An 18,050-nucleotide genomic window follows, 5' to 3' on the forward strand; every position below is an offset into this window, starting at 1 on the left:
GCTGGCATACCAATCGCGCAATGCTTGTAACGTCACGTCCGGGCATTTTCTCGGCCCGGGGCATGTGCGTGAACGACCCCCGCGCCAGGATCCGGCTTCGGCGAAGGTTTCAGTGAAAGTCCCTGCTTGGAAACAGTTTCTTGGCTTGGTCCCTTGGGTGCCGGGCGCTGCCGCCGACCGGCCTGCGGGCTTCGTCGGCGCGGCCGTCGTTGCTCTCGATTGAAGCGCCGATGGCCAGCGGCCCGCCCAGTTCCGACAGCAGGGGCGACAGGTCCTCGACATGCTCGGCGATCAGATGCGTCACCACGCCCTCGCGCTCGAGCCGACCAGTGACGCGCAACAGGCGGCCCGCGATCACCGCCTTGCGGAAGGTCTCGTAGATCTTTGTCCAGACCACAACGTTGGCGGTGCCGGTCTCATCCTCCAGCGTCAGGAAGATCACCCCCGAGGCCGTGCCGGGACGCTGGCGGGTGATCACCAGCCCGGTGGCGGTGACCCGATGGCGGTGCGGGACGGTGCCGAAGCGCTCGTGCGGCAGGCTCTCGGGCAGGCGCGGACGCAGCAGTTCCATCGGGTGGGCGCGCAGGGACAGGCGCAGCGAGAGGTAATCCTCGACCACCTCCTGTCCCAGCGTCATGGCGGGCAGCACCACGTCGGGCTCGGCGACGCCTTCGCCATCCTCGCCAAAGAGCGGCAGCGGCTTGGGCGCGCGCAACGCCTTGGCGGCCCAGAGCGCATCGCGCCGGGTGAGGCCGATGGCGGCAAAACCGTCGCCCTCGGCCAGCCGCTCCAGCGCCGCGGGCTTCACCCCGGCGCGGCGCCACAGGCTTTCCACGTCGGGATAGCCATTGCCGCGCGCCGCGACGATCCATGCCGCATCCTCTTCGCGCAGCCCCTTGATCTGGCGAAACCCCAGCCGCAGGGCGAGGCTTCCATCGGGGCGCGGCTCGAGCGTGTTGTCCCAGTCCGAATGGTTCACCGAAACCGGCCGCACCTCGACGCCATGCTCGCGTGCGTCGCGCACCAGTTGGGCGGGGGCGTAAAACCCCATGGGCTGGGCGTTGAGCAGCGCGCAGGTGAAGATCGCCTGATGATGCTTCTTCAGCCATGCCGAGATATAGACCAGCCGGGCGAAGCTGGCGGCGTGGCTTTCGGGAAAGCCGTAGCTGCCGAAGCCCTCGATCTGGGCAAAGCAGCGCTCGGCGAAGGCGCCGTCGTAGCCGCGTGCCAGCATCCCGGAAACGAAGCGGTCGCGGAATGCCCCGATGGTGCCCATGCGCTTGAAGGTGGCAAGGCTGCGGCGCAGCCGGTCGGCCTCGGCGGGGGTGAACCCGGCGGCGACCACGGCGATCTGCATCGCCTGTTCCTGAAACAGCGGCACGCCATAGGTACGGCCCAGCACCTCCATCATCGCCGGACCAAGATCTTCGATGGGCTCCTTGCCCTGACGGCGGTTGATGAAAGGATGCACCATGCCGCCCTGAATCGGGCCGGGGCGCACGATGGCCACCTCGCAGACCAGATCGTAGAACCGCCGCGGCAGCATTCGCGGCAGGAAGTTCAACTGCGCCCGGCTTTCCACCTGAAACACCCCGATGGCATCGGCCCGGCAGAGCATGTCGTAGACCGTTCCATCCTCGCTCGGGACATTGGCCAGCGTCAGATGCTGGCCCCGGTGCTCAACCAGCAGGCCAAAGGCCTTGCGGATGCAGGTCAGCATTCCCAGCGCAAGGATGTCGACCTTCAAAAGCCCCAGCGCGTCGATGTCATCCTTGTCCCACTCGATCACCGTGCGGTCGTCCATCGCCGCGTTCTCGATCGGGCAGAGCTCGTCGAGTCGCCCGTGGGTGATGACGAAGCCGCCGACATGCTGCGACAGATGCCGCGGAAAGCCGATGATCTCTTCGATCAGCTTGGCGGTCATCAGCACCCGGTCGTCGGTGGGATCAATGCCCGCGTCGCGCATCCGGTCCTCGTCCGGGGCGCTCGACGACCAGCCCCAGATCTGCCCCGAGAGCCTTGCGATCACGTCTTGGCTCAGCCCCATCACCTTGCCGACCTCGCGGATCGCGGCGCGCGAGCGGAAGTGGATCACCGTGGCGGTGAGCCCGGCGCGCTCGCGGCCATATCGCGCGTAGATCCACTGGATCACCTCCTCGCGGCGCTCGTGCTCGAAATCCACATCGATGTCGGGCGGCTCGCCGCGCTCCTTCGAGATGAAGCGCTCGAAGATCAGCGTGATGCTCTCGGGCGGCACCTCTGTGACGCCAAGCAGGTAGCACACCACCGAGTTCGCCGCCGAGCCGCGCCCCTGACACAGGATGCCGCGCGAGCGGGCGAAGGCGACGATGTCATGCACCGTCAAGAAGTAGGGCGCATAGCCCATCTCACCGATCAGCCGCAGTTCCTTTTCCACCCGGTGCACGATCTTCGGCGGTGGCCCGTCGGGATAGCGCCAGTGCAGCCCTTCGCGCGCCAGCCGTTCCAGCCGGTCCTGCGCCGGCTCGCCGTTCAGCGCTTCGTCGGGATACTGGTAGCGCAACTCGTCGAGGCGGAAGGCGCAGCGGCCCGCGATTTCCACGGTGCGGCGCAGGGCGGCGGGGTAGCGGTGGAAGAGCCGGGCGATCTCGTCGCCGGACTTCAGCCGCCGCTCGCCGTTGGTCAGCCGCCGCATGCCGATATTGTCGATGGTGCAGCCCTCGCGCAGACAGGTCAGCACATCCGCCAGCGGGCGCCGGGCCGAGCGGTGCATCAGCACATCCCCAACCGCCACCAGCGGCAGGCCGGTCTGCTGCGACAGCCGGGCAAGGTGGTCGAGCCGTATCTGGTCGCGCCCGTCGTAGACCGGGGCGGCGCCGATATAGGCGCGGCCCGGGCAGCGCCGCAGCATCTCGCGCAGTTCAGGGTCAAGCCGCCGGCTGTCGGGCTCCAGCGGATCGGGCGGCAGGGCGATGAGGATCATGCCTTCGCAGGCGGCATGCAGGTCGGCGCGGGTGAGGTGACACTCCCCTTTCTCGGCACGCCGCTTTCCCAGAGACAAAAGCCGCGTCAGCCGCGCCCATGCGGCGAGGTCACAGGGCAGGGCCAGCCAGTGCAGCGCGCTGTCGGTCAGCACAAGCCGCGACCCGGCGATGAGCCGCGGCAGCGGGCGCTCGGGGGCGAGCATCGGTGCGGGTCCGGGGGCGGTCTGCGCCACGCGCTGGCGGCTCGACGGGTCGGTCAGCGACTGTGAGCGGATCGCCGGGGCCTCGCGCGCTTCGGCCTGCGCCGCTTCCAGCGCCTCGCCGCGCAGGCGCTCCAGTTCCTTCAGCGCCGAGAAGGCGCGCACCACGCCAGCCACCGAGTTGCGGTCGGTGATAGCGATCGCCTCAAGCCCCAGTTCAGCGGCGCGGGTCACCAGTTCTTCGGGGTGCGAGGCGCCGGTGAGGAAGGTGAAGTTGCTGGTCACGCATAGCTCGGCATAGGGGGTCATGAAACATTCCTCATGCAAACTCCCCCTGCACGAACCAGTCCTGCGCGCCGCCGGCCTCCCAGCCCGCCACCTGCGGCGTGTGAAACAGCCACAGCCGCGGGCCCTCGCGGGTTTCGATACGCCAGTAATCGCGGATGCCCGAGCGCCACGCCGGATCGTCGAACCACCATTCGGGCGCGATGCGTTCCGGCCCCGTGGCGCGCAGCGTGGAAAACCGCATATTGCGCCAGCGGAATTGCGCCGGGGGGTGGCCGGGCTGCGCGCCGCGCGCGCCGGTGACCATCTCGGGCGGGAACAGCAGCAGCGGTCGTGGCGGGCCGCGCCGCGGTGGGGCCTCCTCGGCCTCGGAATAGGCGGCGGGGGCAAGCAGATAGCTACGCTCGGGGATATCGCTCTGCGCCGGCAACAGGCGCTGCACCTGCGCAAAGCCAAGCCGGTTGCCGAGCCGCGAGAGGAGATCGGCCAGCGCATCCTCGCTGCGCGGTTGCGGGCCGCCCGGAGTTTTGCCAGGCCCAATTTTACCGGGCCCAAGCTGTTCGGGCGGCAACTGCTCGGTGACCTCGGCGCAAAGCCGCATGGCGTCGATGCCGAAACCGGCCTCCACCTCGCCCACGCCCCTTTCGAACAGCGCCGCGATGCGGGCGGGATCGCGCATCGGGCGGGCGAGGCCGACGCGGACCTGCGCCGTCTCGCGGTCGACCCGGTGCAGCTCCAGCAGCAGGCGGCGCGCGCCGTGCTGATGCGTGCCGAGCTTTTCGCAGAGCCGGTCCAGCAGGCGGGTCAGACCGGCCATTACGTCCTCCTGCAAACCGATGGGATCGGGCAGGGTCATGCGGACGCCGAAATGCGGCGGCTCGGGCGCGGCATCCACCGGCTCGGAGCGGGTGCCGAGCGCCTGATCGAGCCGCATCACCAGCGCCGGGCCAAAGCGTTTGGCCAGCGGCGCGCGGGGCAGCGGGATGAGATCGGCGATGCGCCCCAGCCCGACGCGGGCCAGCGTCTCGGCGGTGTCATGGTCGATGCGCAGCGCCGAGACCGGCAGCCTGCCCAACCCCTCGGCGAGCGCGCCCTCGGGCAGGATGCCACCGCCGTGGCGGGCGAGGGCGAAGGCGCCGCCGCGGCTGCCGGCGATGGCGCTCTGCGCGGCCAGTCCAACCCGTGCCAGCCGGCCATGCAGATCGGAGCGCAGCGCCGCCTCGCCGCCGAAGAGATGCGGCACGCCGGTGACATCGGCGATCAGCCCGTCGGCTCCGTCGCGCGCCACCAGCGGCGCGTAGCGCCCGGCCCAGCGGTGCAGGCTGGCCAGCGCTGCCGCCTCGCGCGCCAGATCGGCGGGGCGGGTGGCCAGATCGGGGCAGAGCGCCCGCGCATCGGCCAGCGCCATGCCGCGTGCCAGCCCCTGCGCCTGCGCGCTGGGCGAGACGCAATGCAGGTGATCGGCATTGCCCGACCGCAGGGTCAGGGCAAAGGGCCCTTCAACGGGCCGTCTACGCAGGCTGATGTCGCTGGCCAGCCGCGGAAACCAGATGGAAAGCAGCCGTTTCGCCATGCCAGTCTACGGTCCAGAGTCTTAATGTTCCCTTTTTGTTCTTTATAAGTTCCCAGCCGTGCAGAGTCGAGTCCAGCGCGGGTGCGGGCAGTTGTTCGCAGGCCCAGCGTGTCTCGGCGGCATTGCTGCCCTGACCGCTCTGGATCAGCATCAGCCCGGTGGTCCGCCCGGCCTCGGCGGCCAGTTGCAGGCGGCGTCCGGCGGTGAGTGACAGCAGGTCTCCGGGCTCGGCCACCACCAGCCCCACGGCGGTGCAGCGCAGCGCTTCCTCGGTGGTCCAGAGCAGGTCCGCCTCGCTTTGTGTGCGGACAAGATGCAGCCGCGCGCCGACCCCTTCGGGCAGACCACGCAGCAGCGGGACCTGCGGCGCATGCTGCGGGGTGATCCAGATCAGCGGCCCTGCATGGCGGGCGGCCTGAAACAGCGCAAACCCGCGCCGCGCACGCCCTTCGGCCTCATGCACCCGTGCGGGGCAAAGGGCGAGCGGATCGGCCTCGGCAAGAGGCGCGCTGGCGGGCAAGGGGCGCATGATCGGACCTGTGGCAGCAGAGTCGGGGTGCGGGATGTTCAGGAACATTGCCAGAACATTTGCGCCATGGGAAGCGTGCTGTATTGCGTATTTAGAAAGAGAAGAAGGACCGGGCGCATGCCATCGCCTTCTTCTCTTTGAAAATACGCCGGGGGTGAGGCGCGCAGCGACGAGGGGGCAGCGCCCCCTGACACGCCAAGGCAAACTGGACCCGCGTCGCAGCGGTGCGCCCTAGGCGTCCTCTTGGCAAAATATCCCCGCCGGAGGCAGGATCGCGCCGCGATCCCAGACCGCAGCCGGGCTCAGCCCCGGCTGTCGGGCAGAGAGATATTGGCCACCTGCTCGGCGATCGGATCGGTGCTCAGCGGATGGGTCTCGGAGGCGTAATCATCGTCGCTGCGCATCGGCTCCCAGCGGCCGCGGCGGTAGATCTCCAGCGCCGAGAACTGCGCCTTGTAGCCCATCTTCGGCGAGCCGGGCACCCAGTAGCCCAAGTAGACATAGGGCAGCCCGGCCTCACGCGCGATGTCGATATGATCGAGGATCATCCACGTCCCGAGCCCAGCCTTGGGCAGTTCGGGGTCGTAGAAGGAATAGACCATCGACAGCCCATCATCGAGCACATCGGTCAGGCATACGGCGGCAAGATCGCCGCGCTCGCCATCGGTGTATTCCACCACGCGGCTGCGGATCGGCGTCTCTTCGATCATCGCGGCAAACTCGAAGATGTCCATGTCGGCCATGCCGCCATCGGCGTGGCGCGCATCCAGGTAGCGGCGGAACAGGTCGAACTGATCTTCCGTGGCCCAAGGGCTCGAGGCGCGGCGATGCAGGTTGGCGTTGCGCTTCAGCGACCGGCGCTGGCTTTTCGACGGCGCAAAGCGGCGCACGTCGATCCGCGCCGAGAGGCAGGCCGAGCATTCCGAGCATGACGGGCGATAGAGCACGTTCTGCGAGCGGCGAAAGCCCTGCTTGGAGAGGCTGTCGTTGAGCTTCTCCGCGCTGTCCCCCTGCAGCGCGGTAAAGAGCTTTCGCTCCATCCGGCCCGGCAGATAGGGGCAGGGTTGCGGCGCCGTAACGTAGAATTGCGGCGCGAGGGGCAGCGAATGGCGCATTTCGGGACCGTCCGGGCTGATTGAGAAGAAAAGGTAACAACGAAAATCGCAGCCGCCAACCCTGCGTAACCCGCTCGCCGCGGGTTTCACGATCTTGCTATGCGCAAAGCGCGAAAGATCGCCAGAGCCGGCTGCGTGGGCGCGCCCGTTTCGGTGTTCCGCTTCCTCCCGGTCGCCCCCCCGGAGGGCACAGGCTGCGGTTGGGACGGCGCGTGCTCAGGCGGCGGGAATGCGTAGCACCTGCCCGGGATAGATCTCGTCGGGGTCCGAGAGCATCGGCTTGTTGGCCTCGAAGATCTCGGGATAGCGGGATCCGTCGCCGAGGGTCTTTTCGGCGATCTTCCACAGGTTGTCGCCGCTCTCGACGGTGTGAAAGTTGGGTGCGGGTCCTTCGGCCTCGTCTTCAACCTCGGCCACGCCCTCGATATTGCCCACCGCGAGGATCATCTTCTCGCGGGTTTCCTGATCCTTCGGCTGACCGGTGATCTTCACCTTGGCGGTCTCCGGCTCGACCTTGATCTCGACACCGCTGGTGTCGAGCCCGAGACCGTCGAGTTCCTTGGCCAGCGACGCCTCGGCGGGCGGGGTTTCCGGGGCGGCATCGGAGTCGAGCTTTTTGCCTTTGCCTTTGAGAAAGCTGAAAAGTCCCATGATCAAATCTCCCGGGGAATAAAGTGCACTGAATGCGCGCAGTTTGCCGCAGCTTTTGCGGTCAGGCCACTGGAAGATTACGTCTTTGGCGTGTGACGGGGCGCAAGGCGGATGCGATGACTGGACGTTGGCTCCGCCACATTGTTTTCAAAGGGAAATTTGCGGTCACGCAGGGCGCCACACCGCGCGGACCCTCGGCTCGTTTCCGCGCAGGTGCCTTGCGCCAAAAGAAAACCGCCCTCGCGGTCGGGCGCGAGGGCGGTGAGGCTGTCTTGGATGGCCGGGTTTCGACCACCTGCGATCACATCGCGCGGCGGTTCAGCGCGACGGTGCCAAGGGCGAGGTCGGTCAGGCCCTGACCGCGCTCGGTGGCCAGCATGCAGACGATCGAGACGATCTGCAGCGGTGCGATCGACACCGAGACCGTATAGCCCAGCGTGTGCAGAAGCGCCTGCGGCAGACCAAAGCGGTGGCCCTGCCAGTCGCGGAACTCGATGGCCATCAGCCGCATTCCCCATGTCGCCGAGCCGTTGGCCAGTGTCGCCACGCGGTAGCCGAAGCTGATCACCATCCAGATGGCGAAGAACACGAACAGCCCCAGAAAGGCGGTGAACAGAAGCGCGATGAACACCAACACGGCCACGATCATCGTGTCGATGACCCAAGCCATGCCGCGTTTGAGCGCGACGCTCTCGTAGAAGGCGCGTTGGTGCACCGGGTCGGGTAGCTGCGAATAGGTCGCGTCGGAATACATCTGTCTCTCTCGTTCGGGGTTGCTGGCGCGGGCGCGTGTCAAAGGTGGGGGCGGCGCGGGGCGCTGTCCAGACCATGGCCCCGGATCGGGGCCATGGTGCGTGTCTCGTGCGGCAGAGGCGCGGGATCAGGCCTCTTCGGTTTCGCCCTTTTCGCGCTCTTCGCGGGCGATGCGCGACCGTTCGTCCATGAACTGGTCGAACTCGGCCTTGTCGCGGGCTTCGCGCAGACGCTGCAGGAAGTCCTCAAAGCTCTTTTGCTCGTCCTCGAGACGGCGCAGCGTGTCGGCCTTATAGGCGTCGAAGGCGGCGTTGCCGCTGGGACGCATGGCGTTGAACCCGTGCTGGAAGGCGGCGTGACGCTCCGAGCGGCGGTTGCGGCAGGACTTTCCGAACATGCGTTTGCTCCAGATCATATAGGCCAGAAGGGCGAGGCCGATGGGCCAGAAAATCATGAAACCGAGGATCATGGCGACGATCCACGCGGGTTTGCCCCGCTGGTCGAGCCAGAACTCGGCACGTCTGAGCCAGCCGGGGTTGGCGGGCTGCGTGTAGTGCTGCGAGGCGGCGGTCATGGGTCGTTTCCTTTCGGTTCGGGTGATGTGAATGCTTTTCACATTACAACAGATCGGTATTCGACCCGTTACCTTCAAGGGGTGATGTGAAAGGCTTTTACATTTTTTCGAACTGCGTGAGGAGAGGAGGATTTCCTGTGGCACCGAACGCTCTGCCGCCCGCCCGATCACCCGAGCCGCGAGGTCCAAGCTACAATCGCTGCCGCCGCGTTCTGCAGATTGTCGTCATGGCTCAGCCCCGACAGCCGTTTGCGCGGCTTGAGGTCATGGTCGCCATCCTCGAGCCAGTGCAGGGCGATGCTGTCCGAGAGACCATAGCCCGCCACTTCTTCTCGCGTGCCAAAAGGATCCCGCGTGCCTTGGCAAATCAGCGTGGGTGTGCGTAGCGCGGCGAGATGCTCGGTACGCAGTTTCTCGGGCTTGCCGGTGGGGTGGAACGGGTAACCGAGGCACAGCAGCCCGGCGATCTCACCATCGGAGCGCAGATCATCTGCGATCAGGCTGGCGACACGGCCGCCCATCGATTTGCCGCCAATGATCAACGGCCCCTTGCAGGCCAGCGCCTGTACCGCAGCGCGATACTCCTCTTGCAGAAGCGCCACTTTCGGCGGCGGACGCTTCGAACCGCCAGCGCGCCGCTGCGCCATATAGCCGAACTCAAAGCGCGCCACACGCCGCCCCTGCGCCGCCAGCAGTGCCGCCATCGTGTTCATGAAATCGCTGTCCATCGCGGCCCCCGCGCCATGCGCCAGAAGCACGGTGGCGGGCGCTGTTTGGCTGCCGTCGATCAGGAACTCAATTGCGTCGCTCACTCGGTGAAGCGCGCGGGCACCGCGCCGGTCAGGCCGGGCAGCACATGCGCGTCGATCGCAAACAGGTGCCGCGGCGTGCCCGCTGCCGCCCAGACCTTCGGAAACTCCAGCAGGCGCGGGTCGATCCACGCGCGGATCTGATTGAGATGGCCAACCGGAGAGACCCCGCCGATGGCAAAGCCGGTCTGCCCGCGGATCAGCGCCGCATCAGCCTTGCCGAGCGGCTCGCCCGCAACCTCCGAGGCCTTGTCGCCGCAAACGCGATTGCCGCCTGCGGTGAGAAAGAGCACCGCATCCCCGCTGTCCTCGGCACGGAAGATGATCGACTTGGCGATCTGATCGAGGTCGCAGCCCACGGCCTCGGCGGCCTCCTGCGCGGTGCGGGCCTTTTCCACCTCGACGATGTCCACCGGCAGACTTGCCTCGTCCAGCGCCGCGCGCACCCGTTTGAGGCTCTTGCTCATGTCCGTCTCCTGTCTCATCGCGAGGGTCGTGTTCGGCAAAAGGCATAACGCCGGGTACCGCGGCGCGGCAAGCCACCGATTTTCACATGGGATTGCACAATGGCGCCACTCATGGCCATCTGCGGCCATGAGTTTCGAAGATGCCATCACCCGCCTGCCGCGCCCGTTCGAGCCCGACCTTGGAGACGAGGCGCTGGCCGCCACGCCTTGGGCCAAGGGGCAGATCGCCGAGCTGATCCGGGGCACCGGCGGCTCTAGCCCCTATCTGGGCGGGTTGATCCGCAAGGAGGCGAACTGGCTCGAAGGCGCGCTCGACACCCCCCAGGACACGCTCGCGACGCTCTGGTCAGAGCTGCGTGCCATCGAGGGTGACCCCGGCGTGCCCTTGCGGCAAGCCAAGCGGCGCGTGGCGCTGCTGTCGGGGCTGGCCGATCTCGGCGGCGTCTGGCCGCTCGAGCAGGTTACCGGCACGCTCACCGACTTTGCCGATCTGGCGGTGCAGATCGCCTTGGGCGAAGCCATCGGGCGCGAGGTCAAACGCGGCAAGCTGCCCGGCGCCACCGAAGCCGATATCGCCACCGCCGGCGGCATGGTGGTCTTCGCCATGGGCAAGATGGGGGCGGGCGAACTCAACTACAGTTCCGACATCGACCTTATCTGCCTGTTCGACGAAAGCCGCTATAGCCGCGACGACTATCACGAGGCGCGCGCCTCTTTCATTCGCGCCACCAAGCGTATGAGCGCGACGCTGAACGATCTTACCGGCGAGGGCTATGTGTTCCGCACCGACCTTCGGCTGCGTCCCGATCCCGCGGTCACCCCTGTGTGCATGGCTATGGAGGCCGCCGAGCGTTACTACGAAAGCCTTGGCCGGGCGTGGGAGCGCGCCGCGTGGATCAAGGCGCGGCCCTGCGCGGGTGATCCGGAGGCCGGCGCGCGCTTTCTGGAAGCGCTGCGCCCCTTCGTGTGGCGCAAGCACCTCGATTTCGCCGCCATCAAGGACGCCCACGACATGCGCCTGCGCTATCGCGAGGCCAAGGGGCTGTCGGGAGCGATCACCTTGCCGGGGCATAATATGAAGTTGGGCCGGGGCGGCATCCGCGAGATTGAGTTCTTTACCCAGACCCGGCAGATCATCGCTGGCGGGCGCGATCCGGACCTGCGGGTGCGTGGCACGGTGCCGGGGCTGCGGGTGCTGGCCGAGAAGGGCTGGGTGCCGCCGGAGGTGGCCGATACGCTCACCGCTCATTACCGCGCCCACCGCGAGACCGAGCACCGCATCCAGATGGTGCAGGACGCGCAGACCCATGCGCTGCCCGTCGGCGAGGAAGGCTTCGAGCGGCTGGCGGCGCTGGCCGGGCGCGATCTTGCCGAGATGCAGTCCGATCTCCGGGCGCGACTGGAAGAGGTGCACGAGCTGACCGAAGGCTTCTTCGCGCCGGAAAGCCGCAGCGAACCCGCGGTGCCCTCGGCGCTGGAGGAAAGCCCGCTAGTCGCGCGCTGGCCCAGCTACCCGGCGCTGCGCTCGGGGCGGGCGGTGGAGATCTTCGGGCGGCTGCGGCCCGAGATTCTCAGCCGACTGGGGCGCGCCGCCAAACCGGAAGAGGCGCTGACCGCCTTCGACGGCTTCCTTGCCGGCCTGCCGGCGGGGGTGCAGCTGTTCTCGCTGTTCGAAGCCAACCCGCAACTGGTCGATCTGCTGGTCGACATCGTCTCGGTCTCGCCCGATCTGGCGCGGCACCTGTCGCGCAACGCGCATGTGTTTGACGCGGTGATCGGCGGCGATTTCTTTGCACCATGGCCGGGAGCGGCGGCGATGGCGGCCGACCTAAGCGAGCGGCTGGCGCTCGAAGACGATTATGAGCGCCGCCTCGATCTGGCGCGGCGCTGGCAGCGCGAGGGCCATTTCCGCATCGGCGTGCACCTGCTGCGCGGCCTGTCAGAGCCGCAGGAGGCCGGTCAGCACTATGCGGAACTGGCCGAGGCGGTGCTGGCGGCGCTGTTCCCGGCGGTGCAGGAAGACTTCGCCCGCAAGCATGGGCCCGCGCCGGGCCGCGGCGCGGTGGTGGTCGGCATGGGCAGTCTCGGGGCCGGGCGTCTGCACGCGCGGTCCGATCTTGATCTCATCGTGATCTACGACGCGGACGGGGTGGAAGCCTCGGACGGCCCGCGCCCGCTGGCCGCGCGCACCTATTACGCACGGCTGACGCAGGCGCTGATCACTGCCATGTCGGCGCCGATGGCGGAGGGCAAGCTCTACGAGATCGACATGCGCCTGCGTCCGTCGGGCAACCAAGGCCCGGTGGCCACCTCGCTCACCGCCTTCACCGAGTACCAGCGCGAGAGCGCGTGGGTGTGGGAGCATCTGGCGCTGACCCGCGCGCGGGTGGTGGCCGGACCGGGCGATCTGGCAGCGGAGGTCGAGGCGCGGCGGCGCGAGCTTCTGGCCGGTCCGCAGGATCAGGAACACGTGCTGGGGGAACTTGCGAAAATGCGCGCGCGCATCGCTTCGGCCAAGGGCGGTGGCAACGCGTGGGATCCCAAGCTGGGGCAGGGGCGGATGCAGGACATCGAACTGGTCGGGCAGGCGGGCGCGCTGCTGTCGGGCAAAGCCCCGCGCCGCACCGCGCGCGGGCTGGCGGCCGCGGCGCAGGAAGGCTGGCTCGGCCGCGCGGACGCCGATCACCTTGCCGCCACCTACCGTCTGTGCTGGAGCCTGCAGATCGGCGCGCGGCTGATCACCGAGGGCGCGCTCGACCCCGAAGAGTTGGGCGTGGGCGGCTGCACCTTCCTGACCGGCCTTGCCGGGGTAGAGGGGCCGGAGGCGCTGCGCGAGAAACTCACCGAAATGACCGGGCGCGCGGCGCAGATCATCAATGCGGCGCTGCCGGAGCCGGCGCCATGAAAGGCGATGCGTTCGACCCCAAGGCGCTGATCGCCGAAGCCTACCGGATCGACGGTATCACCGTCGAAGAATGCCGATCGATTTTTCTCGATTGGGCGCTGTCCCTGCCCGATGACGGCAACACGCAATCCGCGTTGCAAGCTCTGCTCCTGCGTCACGGCAGGCCGGGCCATCCTATGACGACCGTGCTCGAAGAGGGGCTGGGCGCGACGTCGGGGCCACGGCGTCGTGGCGGTCGGGCCGCGCGGCGGAACTGAGGTGCCGGGTCACGGCTGCGCCGTGAGCGCCTGCGGCGCGCGTATTTTTAAAGAGAAGAAGGCAGGACCGTCGCGCCCTGCCTTCTTCTTCTCTTTTCAAATACGCCGGGGGTGAGGCCGCAGGCCGAGGGGGCCGCGCCCCCTTTTCTTGCTGAGATCAGCGCGGCAGCGCCGCCGCCTCCTTGGCAAGCGCCACGATGCCGTCCCAGTTTCCGGCTTTCATCAGGTCTTTCGGAGCGACCCACGAACCGCCGCAGCACAGCACGTTCGGCAGCGAGAGATAGTCGCCGACGTTCTTCGTGCTGACGCCGCCGGTGGGGCAGAAGCTGACCTGCGGGATCGGCGCGCCGATGGCCTTGAGGGCGGGGGCGCCGCCGTTGGCCTCGGCGGGGAAGAATTTCTGCACCGTGTAGCCGCGTTCGAGCAACGCCATGGCCTCGGAGGCGGTGGCGGCGCCGGGCAGCAGCGGCAGGTCCGCGGCTTCGCAAGCGTCGAGGAGTTTGTCCGTCGCGCCCGGCGATACGCCGAATTTCGCGCCTGCCGCGACCGCGGCTTTCACGTCCTCGGGGGTCAGCAGCGTGCCCGCGCCGACCACACCGCCCTCGACCTTCGCCATCTCGCGGATCGCGTCCAGCGCCACCGGCGTGCGCAGCGTCACCTCGAGCACCGGCAGGCCACCTGCCACCAGCGCCTCGGCCAGCGGGCGGGCGTGGGCGACGTCGTCGATCACCAGCACCGGGATCACCGGGGCGAGCTTGCAGAGGGCTTCGTTGGAGCGGCTGGCGTCCTGGGGAGTCATGGGCGGGGCCTTTGTATTGTTTCGGGAGCGACCGGGAAGGGTCGCGAACTGCGTATTTTCAGAACGGTGAAAGCGCAAGGGGCGCCTGGCAGGACGGAGGTCAGACGACCACCGCCGCGCCGTTGGAGGCCAGCCCGACGTTCTGGCGGAAGGCCTCGAAGAGCTCGCGTCCGACGCCGTGGCCGTTGCCCGTGAGGTCCGCCGTGGCGTTCTCGCGATCGTCGAACCCTTCGGTCAGGCATTGCAGCGTGCCGGCGCCCGCGTCGAGCCGCACGATGTCGCCGTCGCGCAGCTTGGCGAGCGGGCCGCCGTCGGCGGCTTCGGGGCAGACATGGATCGCCGAGGGCACCTTGCCCGACGCGCCGGACATGCGCCCGTCGGTCACCAGCGCCACCTTCAGGCCGCGGTCTTGCAGCACCGCCAGCGTCGGCGTCAGGCTGTGCAGCTCGGGCATGCCGTTCGACTTCGGCCCCTGAAAACGCACCACGACGATGGTGTCGGAGGTGAACTCGCCGGCCTTGAAGGCGTCCTTGACCTGTGCCTGATCGTGGAAAATGCGCACCGGCGCCTCGACAATATGGTGCTCGGGTTTGACCGCCGAGATTTTCATGATGCCATGGCCGAGGTTGCCGATCATCTGCTTGAGCCCGCCGGACTTCTGGAACGGGTCGGAGGCGGGGCGCAGGATCTTGTCGTTCTGGCTGTCGCGCGGCGCGTCTTCGTAGACGATGGCGCCGTCCTTGAGTTTGGGCTCCTGTGTGTAGAGGCTCATGCCGTCGCCGGCGACGGTCTTGACGTCCTCGTGCATGAGACCGGCATCCAAGAGCTCGCCGATCATGTACTGCAGCCCGCCTGCGGCGTGGAAGTGGTTCACGTCGGCCAGCCCGTTTGGGTAGACCTTGGCCATCAGCGGCACCGCCTGCGAGATCTGATCGAAATCCGACAGTTCCAGCGCCACGCCCGCAGCGCGCGCCATGGCGGGCAGGTGCAGCACGAGGTTGGTCGACCCGCCGGTGGCCATGAGGCCGACGATGCCGTTGACGAAGGCCTTGGCATCCAGCACGTCGCAGACCGGGCGGTACTCGTTGCCGAGCGCGGTAATCGACAGGGCGCGCTTGGCCCCGGCCTCGGTCAGCGCGTCGCGCAGAGGGGTGTTGGGGTTGATGAAGGAGCTGCCCGGCAGGTGCAGACCCATGAACTCCATCAGCATCTGGTTGGAGTTGGCGGTGCCGTAGAAGGTGCAGGTGCCGGGGCCATGGTAGCTTTTCATCTCGGCTTCCATCAGCTTGTCGCGGCCGACCTCGCCGGTGGCGTACTGCTGGCGGACGCGGGCTTTCTCGTCGTTCGGCAGGCCCGAGGTCATCGGACCGGCGGGCAGGAAGAGGCCGGGGATGTAGCCGAAGGTGGCGGCGGCGATGACAAGGCCGGGCACGATCTTGTCGCAGACGCCGAGGTAGACAGCGGCGTCATAGGTGTTGTGCGACAGCGCAACGCCCGAGGCCAGCGCGATGACATCGCGCGAGAACAGCGAGAGTTCCATGCCAACCTGTCCTTGGGTGACCCCGTCGCACATTGCTGGAACCCCGCCCGCCACCTGCGCCGTGCCGCCGACCGAGCGCGCGGCGGCGCGCAGCAGTTCGGGGTAACGCTCGTAGGGCTGATGCGCCGAGAGCATGTCGTTATAGGCGGTGACGATACCGAGGTTCGGCGCGTGGCCCTTGGCCAGCGCGTCCTGATCCTGCCCCGTGGCGGCATAGGCGTGGGCCTGGTTGCCACAGGTGAGGTGGGCGCGGCGCGGGCCTTCCTCGGCGGCGCGGCGCATACGGTCGAGATAGGTGGCGCGGAGAGTTTCCGAGCGGTCCTCGATCTCTTTGGTGACCTTGGCGATGGTGGCGTTGAGCGACATGAGAGGGAAATCCTTTCGCTGTCCGGGCGGCCCCGGTCTGGCGTCATTGAGGAGGATGTAACCCGGTTAGCGCTATCAGTAAAGGTGCAAGGGCGACGCGTGACAGAATGCGCGGCAGCGTGTGACGGCGTGCGCAAAAAAATGGGGCAGGGTGACGTGCCGCTGTGCGCACGTCGGGCGATCGGTTTCAGGGGGCTGCTTCAGGGGGCTGCGAGCGTGGATTGGGGAGATGCTGGCCCGCTTTATGTGCACAGTAGGCCGCAGGTTTCGTGATTGCATTGCCGGAACCGAAAGGTGGCGCGCCGGGCGGTCGACACGGCGGGGGGATGAGACGGTGCAGTTCGACGGTGCGCTTGGACGGTGCGGTCGAAAGCTGCGATCTGCGCCATTGGTCCTGTGCGCCTGCGAAGACGCTTCCCAAGTCCTGCGCGCATCGCTAAAGGGGCGTCATGAGCACCCCCGATATCCCCACCGTCCGCCTCCTTCCCAAAACCAAGCCGCAGGCGCTGCGCCGTGGCTATCCTTGGGTGTATTCCAACGAGATGGTTCTCGACCGCCGCACCAAGAAGCTGCCGGCGGGCACCGTCGCGCTGCTTGAAGACAACGAGCGCAAGCCGCTGGGCCTTGTCGGGCTGACGCCGGACTCGAAGATCACCTGCCGGATGCTCGACCGCGATCCCGAGGCGCAGATCGACAAGGCATGGCTTGCCGCCAAGCTGACCCGCGCGCTGGAGATGCGTGAGCGGCTTTTCGCAGCGCCGTACTATCGTCTGGTGCATGCCGAGGCCGACGGGCTGCCCGGCGTCATCATCGACCGGTTTGGCGACACCGCCGTGATCCAGCCCAATGCCGCATGGGCCGAGCTGCTGCTGCCGCAGCTGACCGAGGCGCTGGCCGAGGTCGCCGGGGTGAAGAACATCCTCAAGAACGCCGGGGGCCGGGGTCGCCAGCTCGAAGGGCTCGACGATCAGGACGCGGTGCTATTGGGGCAGGCGCCCGAGGCACCGCTGCCGGTGGAGATGAACGGGGCAACCTACATGGCCGACCTCACCGGCGGGCAAAAGACCGGCCTGTTCTACGACCAGCGCCCGAACCACGGTTTTGCGGCGCGATTGGCCAGCGGGCAGAAGATGCTCGACGTTTTCTCTCATGTCGGCGGCTTTGCGCTGGCGGCGCTGGCAGGCGGCGCGGCAAGCGCACTGTCGGTGGATGGCTCGGCCTCGGCCCTGGCGCTGGCCGAGGACGGTGCCAAGCGCATGGGCGCGGCAGACCGGTTCGCCACCCGGCAGGGCGATGCCTTCGACACGCTCGAGGCGCTGGGAACCGAGGGTGCGCGCTTTGGCCTCGTGGTCTGCGATCCGCCCGCCTTTGCCCCCGCCAAGCCCGCTCTGGAAGCCGGGCTGCGCGCCTATGAGAAGGTCGCGCGGTTGTCGGCCCCGCTGGTCGACGAGGGCGGCTATCTGGTGCTCTGCTCGTGCTCGCACGCCGCCGATCTGTCGAGCTTCACCGGCGCCTGCCTGCGGGGGATCGGCCGGGCCGGACGCCGGGCGCAACTGCTGCACACCGGCTTTGCCGGGCCGGACCATCCGCTTCTGCCGCAGCTGGCGGAGTCGGGCTACCTGAAGGCGTTGGTGTTCCGCCTGTGAAGGTGCTCCTCGACACCTGCGTCATCTACCCGACGGTGATGCGCGAGGTGCTTCTGAGCGTGGCAGCGCAGGGGCTCTACCAGCCGCTGTGGTCGGCGCGCATCCTTGAAGAGTGGGCGCGCGCGGCGCGCAAGCTGGGGCCGATGGGCGAGGTGCAGGCGCGGGGCGAGATCGCGCAGCTGCGCGCGGCGTGGCCGCGGTCCGAGGTGCGCTATCAGCCGGCAATGGAAGACCGTCTGTGGCTGCCTGATCCGGCGGATCTGCACGTGCTGGCCGCTGCCATCTCTGGCAGCGCCGACGTGATCGTCACCGAGAACGCCAAGGATTTCCCGCGCGGAATTCTGGCCGAAGAAGGGCTCAGCCGGGTCGACGCCGACGGGTTCTTACGCGGTCTGTTCGAGGCCAACCCCGGCAAGGTGCGGGACGCCTGCGAAGCGGTTCTGGCCGAGGCGCGGCGGCTGTCGGGCGAAGATTGGACAATGCGCGGGCTGCTGAAAAAAGCGCGGTTGCCCCGGCTTGGCAAGGCTTTGGAGATGGCGGGCTAACCTCGGGGCTGCGGCCATCCAACCCAAATCAAAGGCGCCGGTCCGATGCCTCGGACCGGCGCCTTTGTCGTTT

At 67.9% G+C, this 18,050-nt stretch carries 15 protein-coding genes; 4 read left to right on the top strand and 11 right to left on the bottom strand.

What is annotated here, in order from left to right; genetic code table 11:
* Positions 1–109: 109 nt before the first annotated feature.
* The 9 genes from ACXAJT_RS17690 to ACXAJT_RS17730 all read right to left on the bottom strand — a co-directional run bounded on the left by ACXAJT_RS17690 (position 110) and on the right by ACXAJT_RS17730 (position 9,919).
* Entirely contained in the window at positions 110–3,472 is a 3,363-nt protein-coding gene (locus tag ACXAJT_RS17690; protein ID WP_475237348.1) for an error-prone DNA polymerase, read from the bottom strand.
* 10 nt (positions 3,473–3,482) lie between these two features.
* On the bottom strand, positions 3,483–5,021 hold the full coding sequence (locus tag ACXAJT_RS17695) for a Y-family DNA polymerase (RefSeq protein WP_475237350.1): 1,539 nt from the start codon (positions 5,019–5,021) through the stop codon (positions 3,483–3,485).
* Entirely contained in the window at positions 4,960–5,598 is a 639-nt protein-coding gene (locus ACXAJT_RS17700; protein ID WP_475237351.1) for an ImuA family protein, read from the bottom strand. The genes ACXAJT_RS17695 and ACXAJT_RS17700 overlap by 62 nt, the downstream gene beginning before the upstream one ends.
* Before the next feature lie 254 nt (positions 5,599–5,852).
* On the bottom strand, positions 5,853–6,665 hold the full coding sequence (locus tag ACXAJT_RS17705) for an arginyltransferase (RefSeq protein WP_475237352.1): 813 nt from the start codon (positions 6,663–6,665) through the stop codon (positions 5,853–5,855).
* Between the two features lie 216 nt (positions 6,666–6,881).
* Positions 6,882–7,316: a peptidoglycan-binding protein LysM gene (gene lysM / locus ACXAJT_RS17710; RefSeq protein ID WP_475237354.1), complete on the bottom strand. Its 435-nt coding sequence runs from the start codon at positions 7,314–7,316 to the stop codon at positions 6,882–6,884.
* A gap of 301 nt (positions 7,317–7,617) precedes the next feature.
* Positions 7,618–8,070 (bottom strand): RDD family protein, encoded by a 453-nt coding sequence (locus ACXAJT_RS17715; protein WP_475237356.1) that lies wholly within the window; start codon positions 8,068–8,070, stop codon positions 7,618–7,620.
* A 126-nt stretch (positions 8,071–8,196) separates the two neighbouring features.
* Positions 8,197–8,643, bottom strand: coding sequence for a DUF2852 domain-containing protein (locus tag ACXAJT_RS17720; RefSeq protein ID WP_475237358.1), 447 nt, complete (start codon positions 8,641–8,643; stop codon positions 8,197–8,199).
* Between the two features lie 167 nt (positions 8,644–8,810).
* Positions 8,811–9,455: an alpha/beta family hydrolase gene (locus ACXAJT_RS17725; protein WP_475237359.1), complete on the bottom strand. Its 645-nt coding sequence runs from the start codon at positions 9,453–9,455 to the stop codon at positions 8,811–8,813.
* Positions 9,452–9,919 (bottom strand): YbaK/EbsC family protein, encoded by a 468-nt coding sequence (locus tag ACXAJT_RS17730; RefSeq protein WP_475237360.1) that lies wholly within the window; start codon positions 9,917–9,919, stop codon positions 9,452–9,454. Before ACXAJT_RS17730 ends, ACXAJT_RS17725 begins: the two co-directional genes overlap by 4 nt.
* A 127-nt stretch (positions 9,920–10,046) precedes the next feature.
* On the opposite strand from ACXAJT_RS17730, the gene ACXAJT_RS17735 reads away from it, so the two are divergent.
* Positions 10,047–12,824: a [protein-PII] uridylyltransferase family protein gene (locus tag ACXAJT_RS17735; RefSeq protein WP_475237361.1), complete on the top strand. Its 2,778-nt coding sequence runs from the start codon at positions 10,047–10,049 to the stop codon at positions 12,822–12,824.
* Entirely contained in the window at positions 12,821–13,081 is a 261-nt protein-coding gene (locus ACXAJT_RS17740; RefSeq protein ID WP_475237362.1) for a hypothetical protein, read from the top strand. The genes ACXAJT_RS17735 and ACXAJT_RS17740 overlap by 4 nt, the downstream gene beginning before the upstream one ends.
* Positions 13,082–13,238: 157 nt before the next feature.
* On the opposite strand, the gene eda is transcribed toward ACXAJT_RS17740, so the two are convergent.
* Positions 13,239–13,880: a bifunctional 4-hydroxy-2-oxoglutarate aldolase/2-dehydro-3-deoxy-phosphogluconate aldolase gene (gene eda / locus ACXAJT_RS17745; RefSeq protein WP_475237364.1), complete on the bottom strand. Its 642-nt coding sequence runs from the start codon at positions 13,878–13,880 to the stop codon at positions 13,239–13,241.
* Positions 13,881–13,980: 100 nt separating this feature from the next.
* Entirely contained in the window at positions 13,981–15,786 is a 1,806-nt protein-coding gene (gene edd, locus ACXAJT_RS17750) for a phosphogluconate dehydratase (RefSeq protein WP_475237366.1), read from the bottom strand.
* Positions 15,787–16,235: 449 nt separating this feature from the next.
* Between edd and ACXAJT_RS17755 the strand changes: the two genes are divergently transcribed.
* A complete protein-coding gene (locus tag ACXAJT_RS17755) occupies positions 16,236–17,432 on the top strand; it encodes an RSP_2647 family RNA methyltransferase (protein ID WP_475237367.1) in 1,197 nt (398 codons plus the stop codon).
* Positions 17,429–17,977, top strand: a complete 549-nt coding sequence (locus ACXAJT_RS17760) for an RSP_2648 family PIN domain-containing protein (protein WP_475237369.1) — start codon at positions 17,429–17,431, stop codon at positions 17,975–17,977. The genes ACXAJT_RS17755 and ACXAJT_RS17760 overlap by 4 nt, the downstream gene beginning before the upstream one ends.
* Positions 17,978–18,050 lie beyond the last annotated feature (73 nt).

It is taken from the genome of Salipiger sp. ABF4_146 (genome assembly GCF_056161345.1).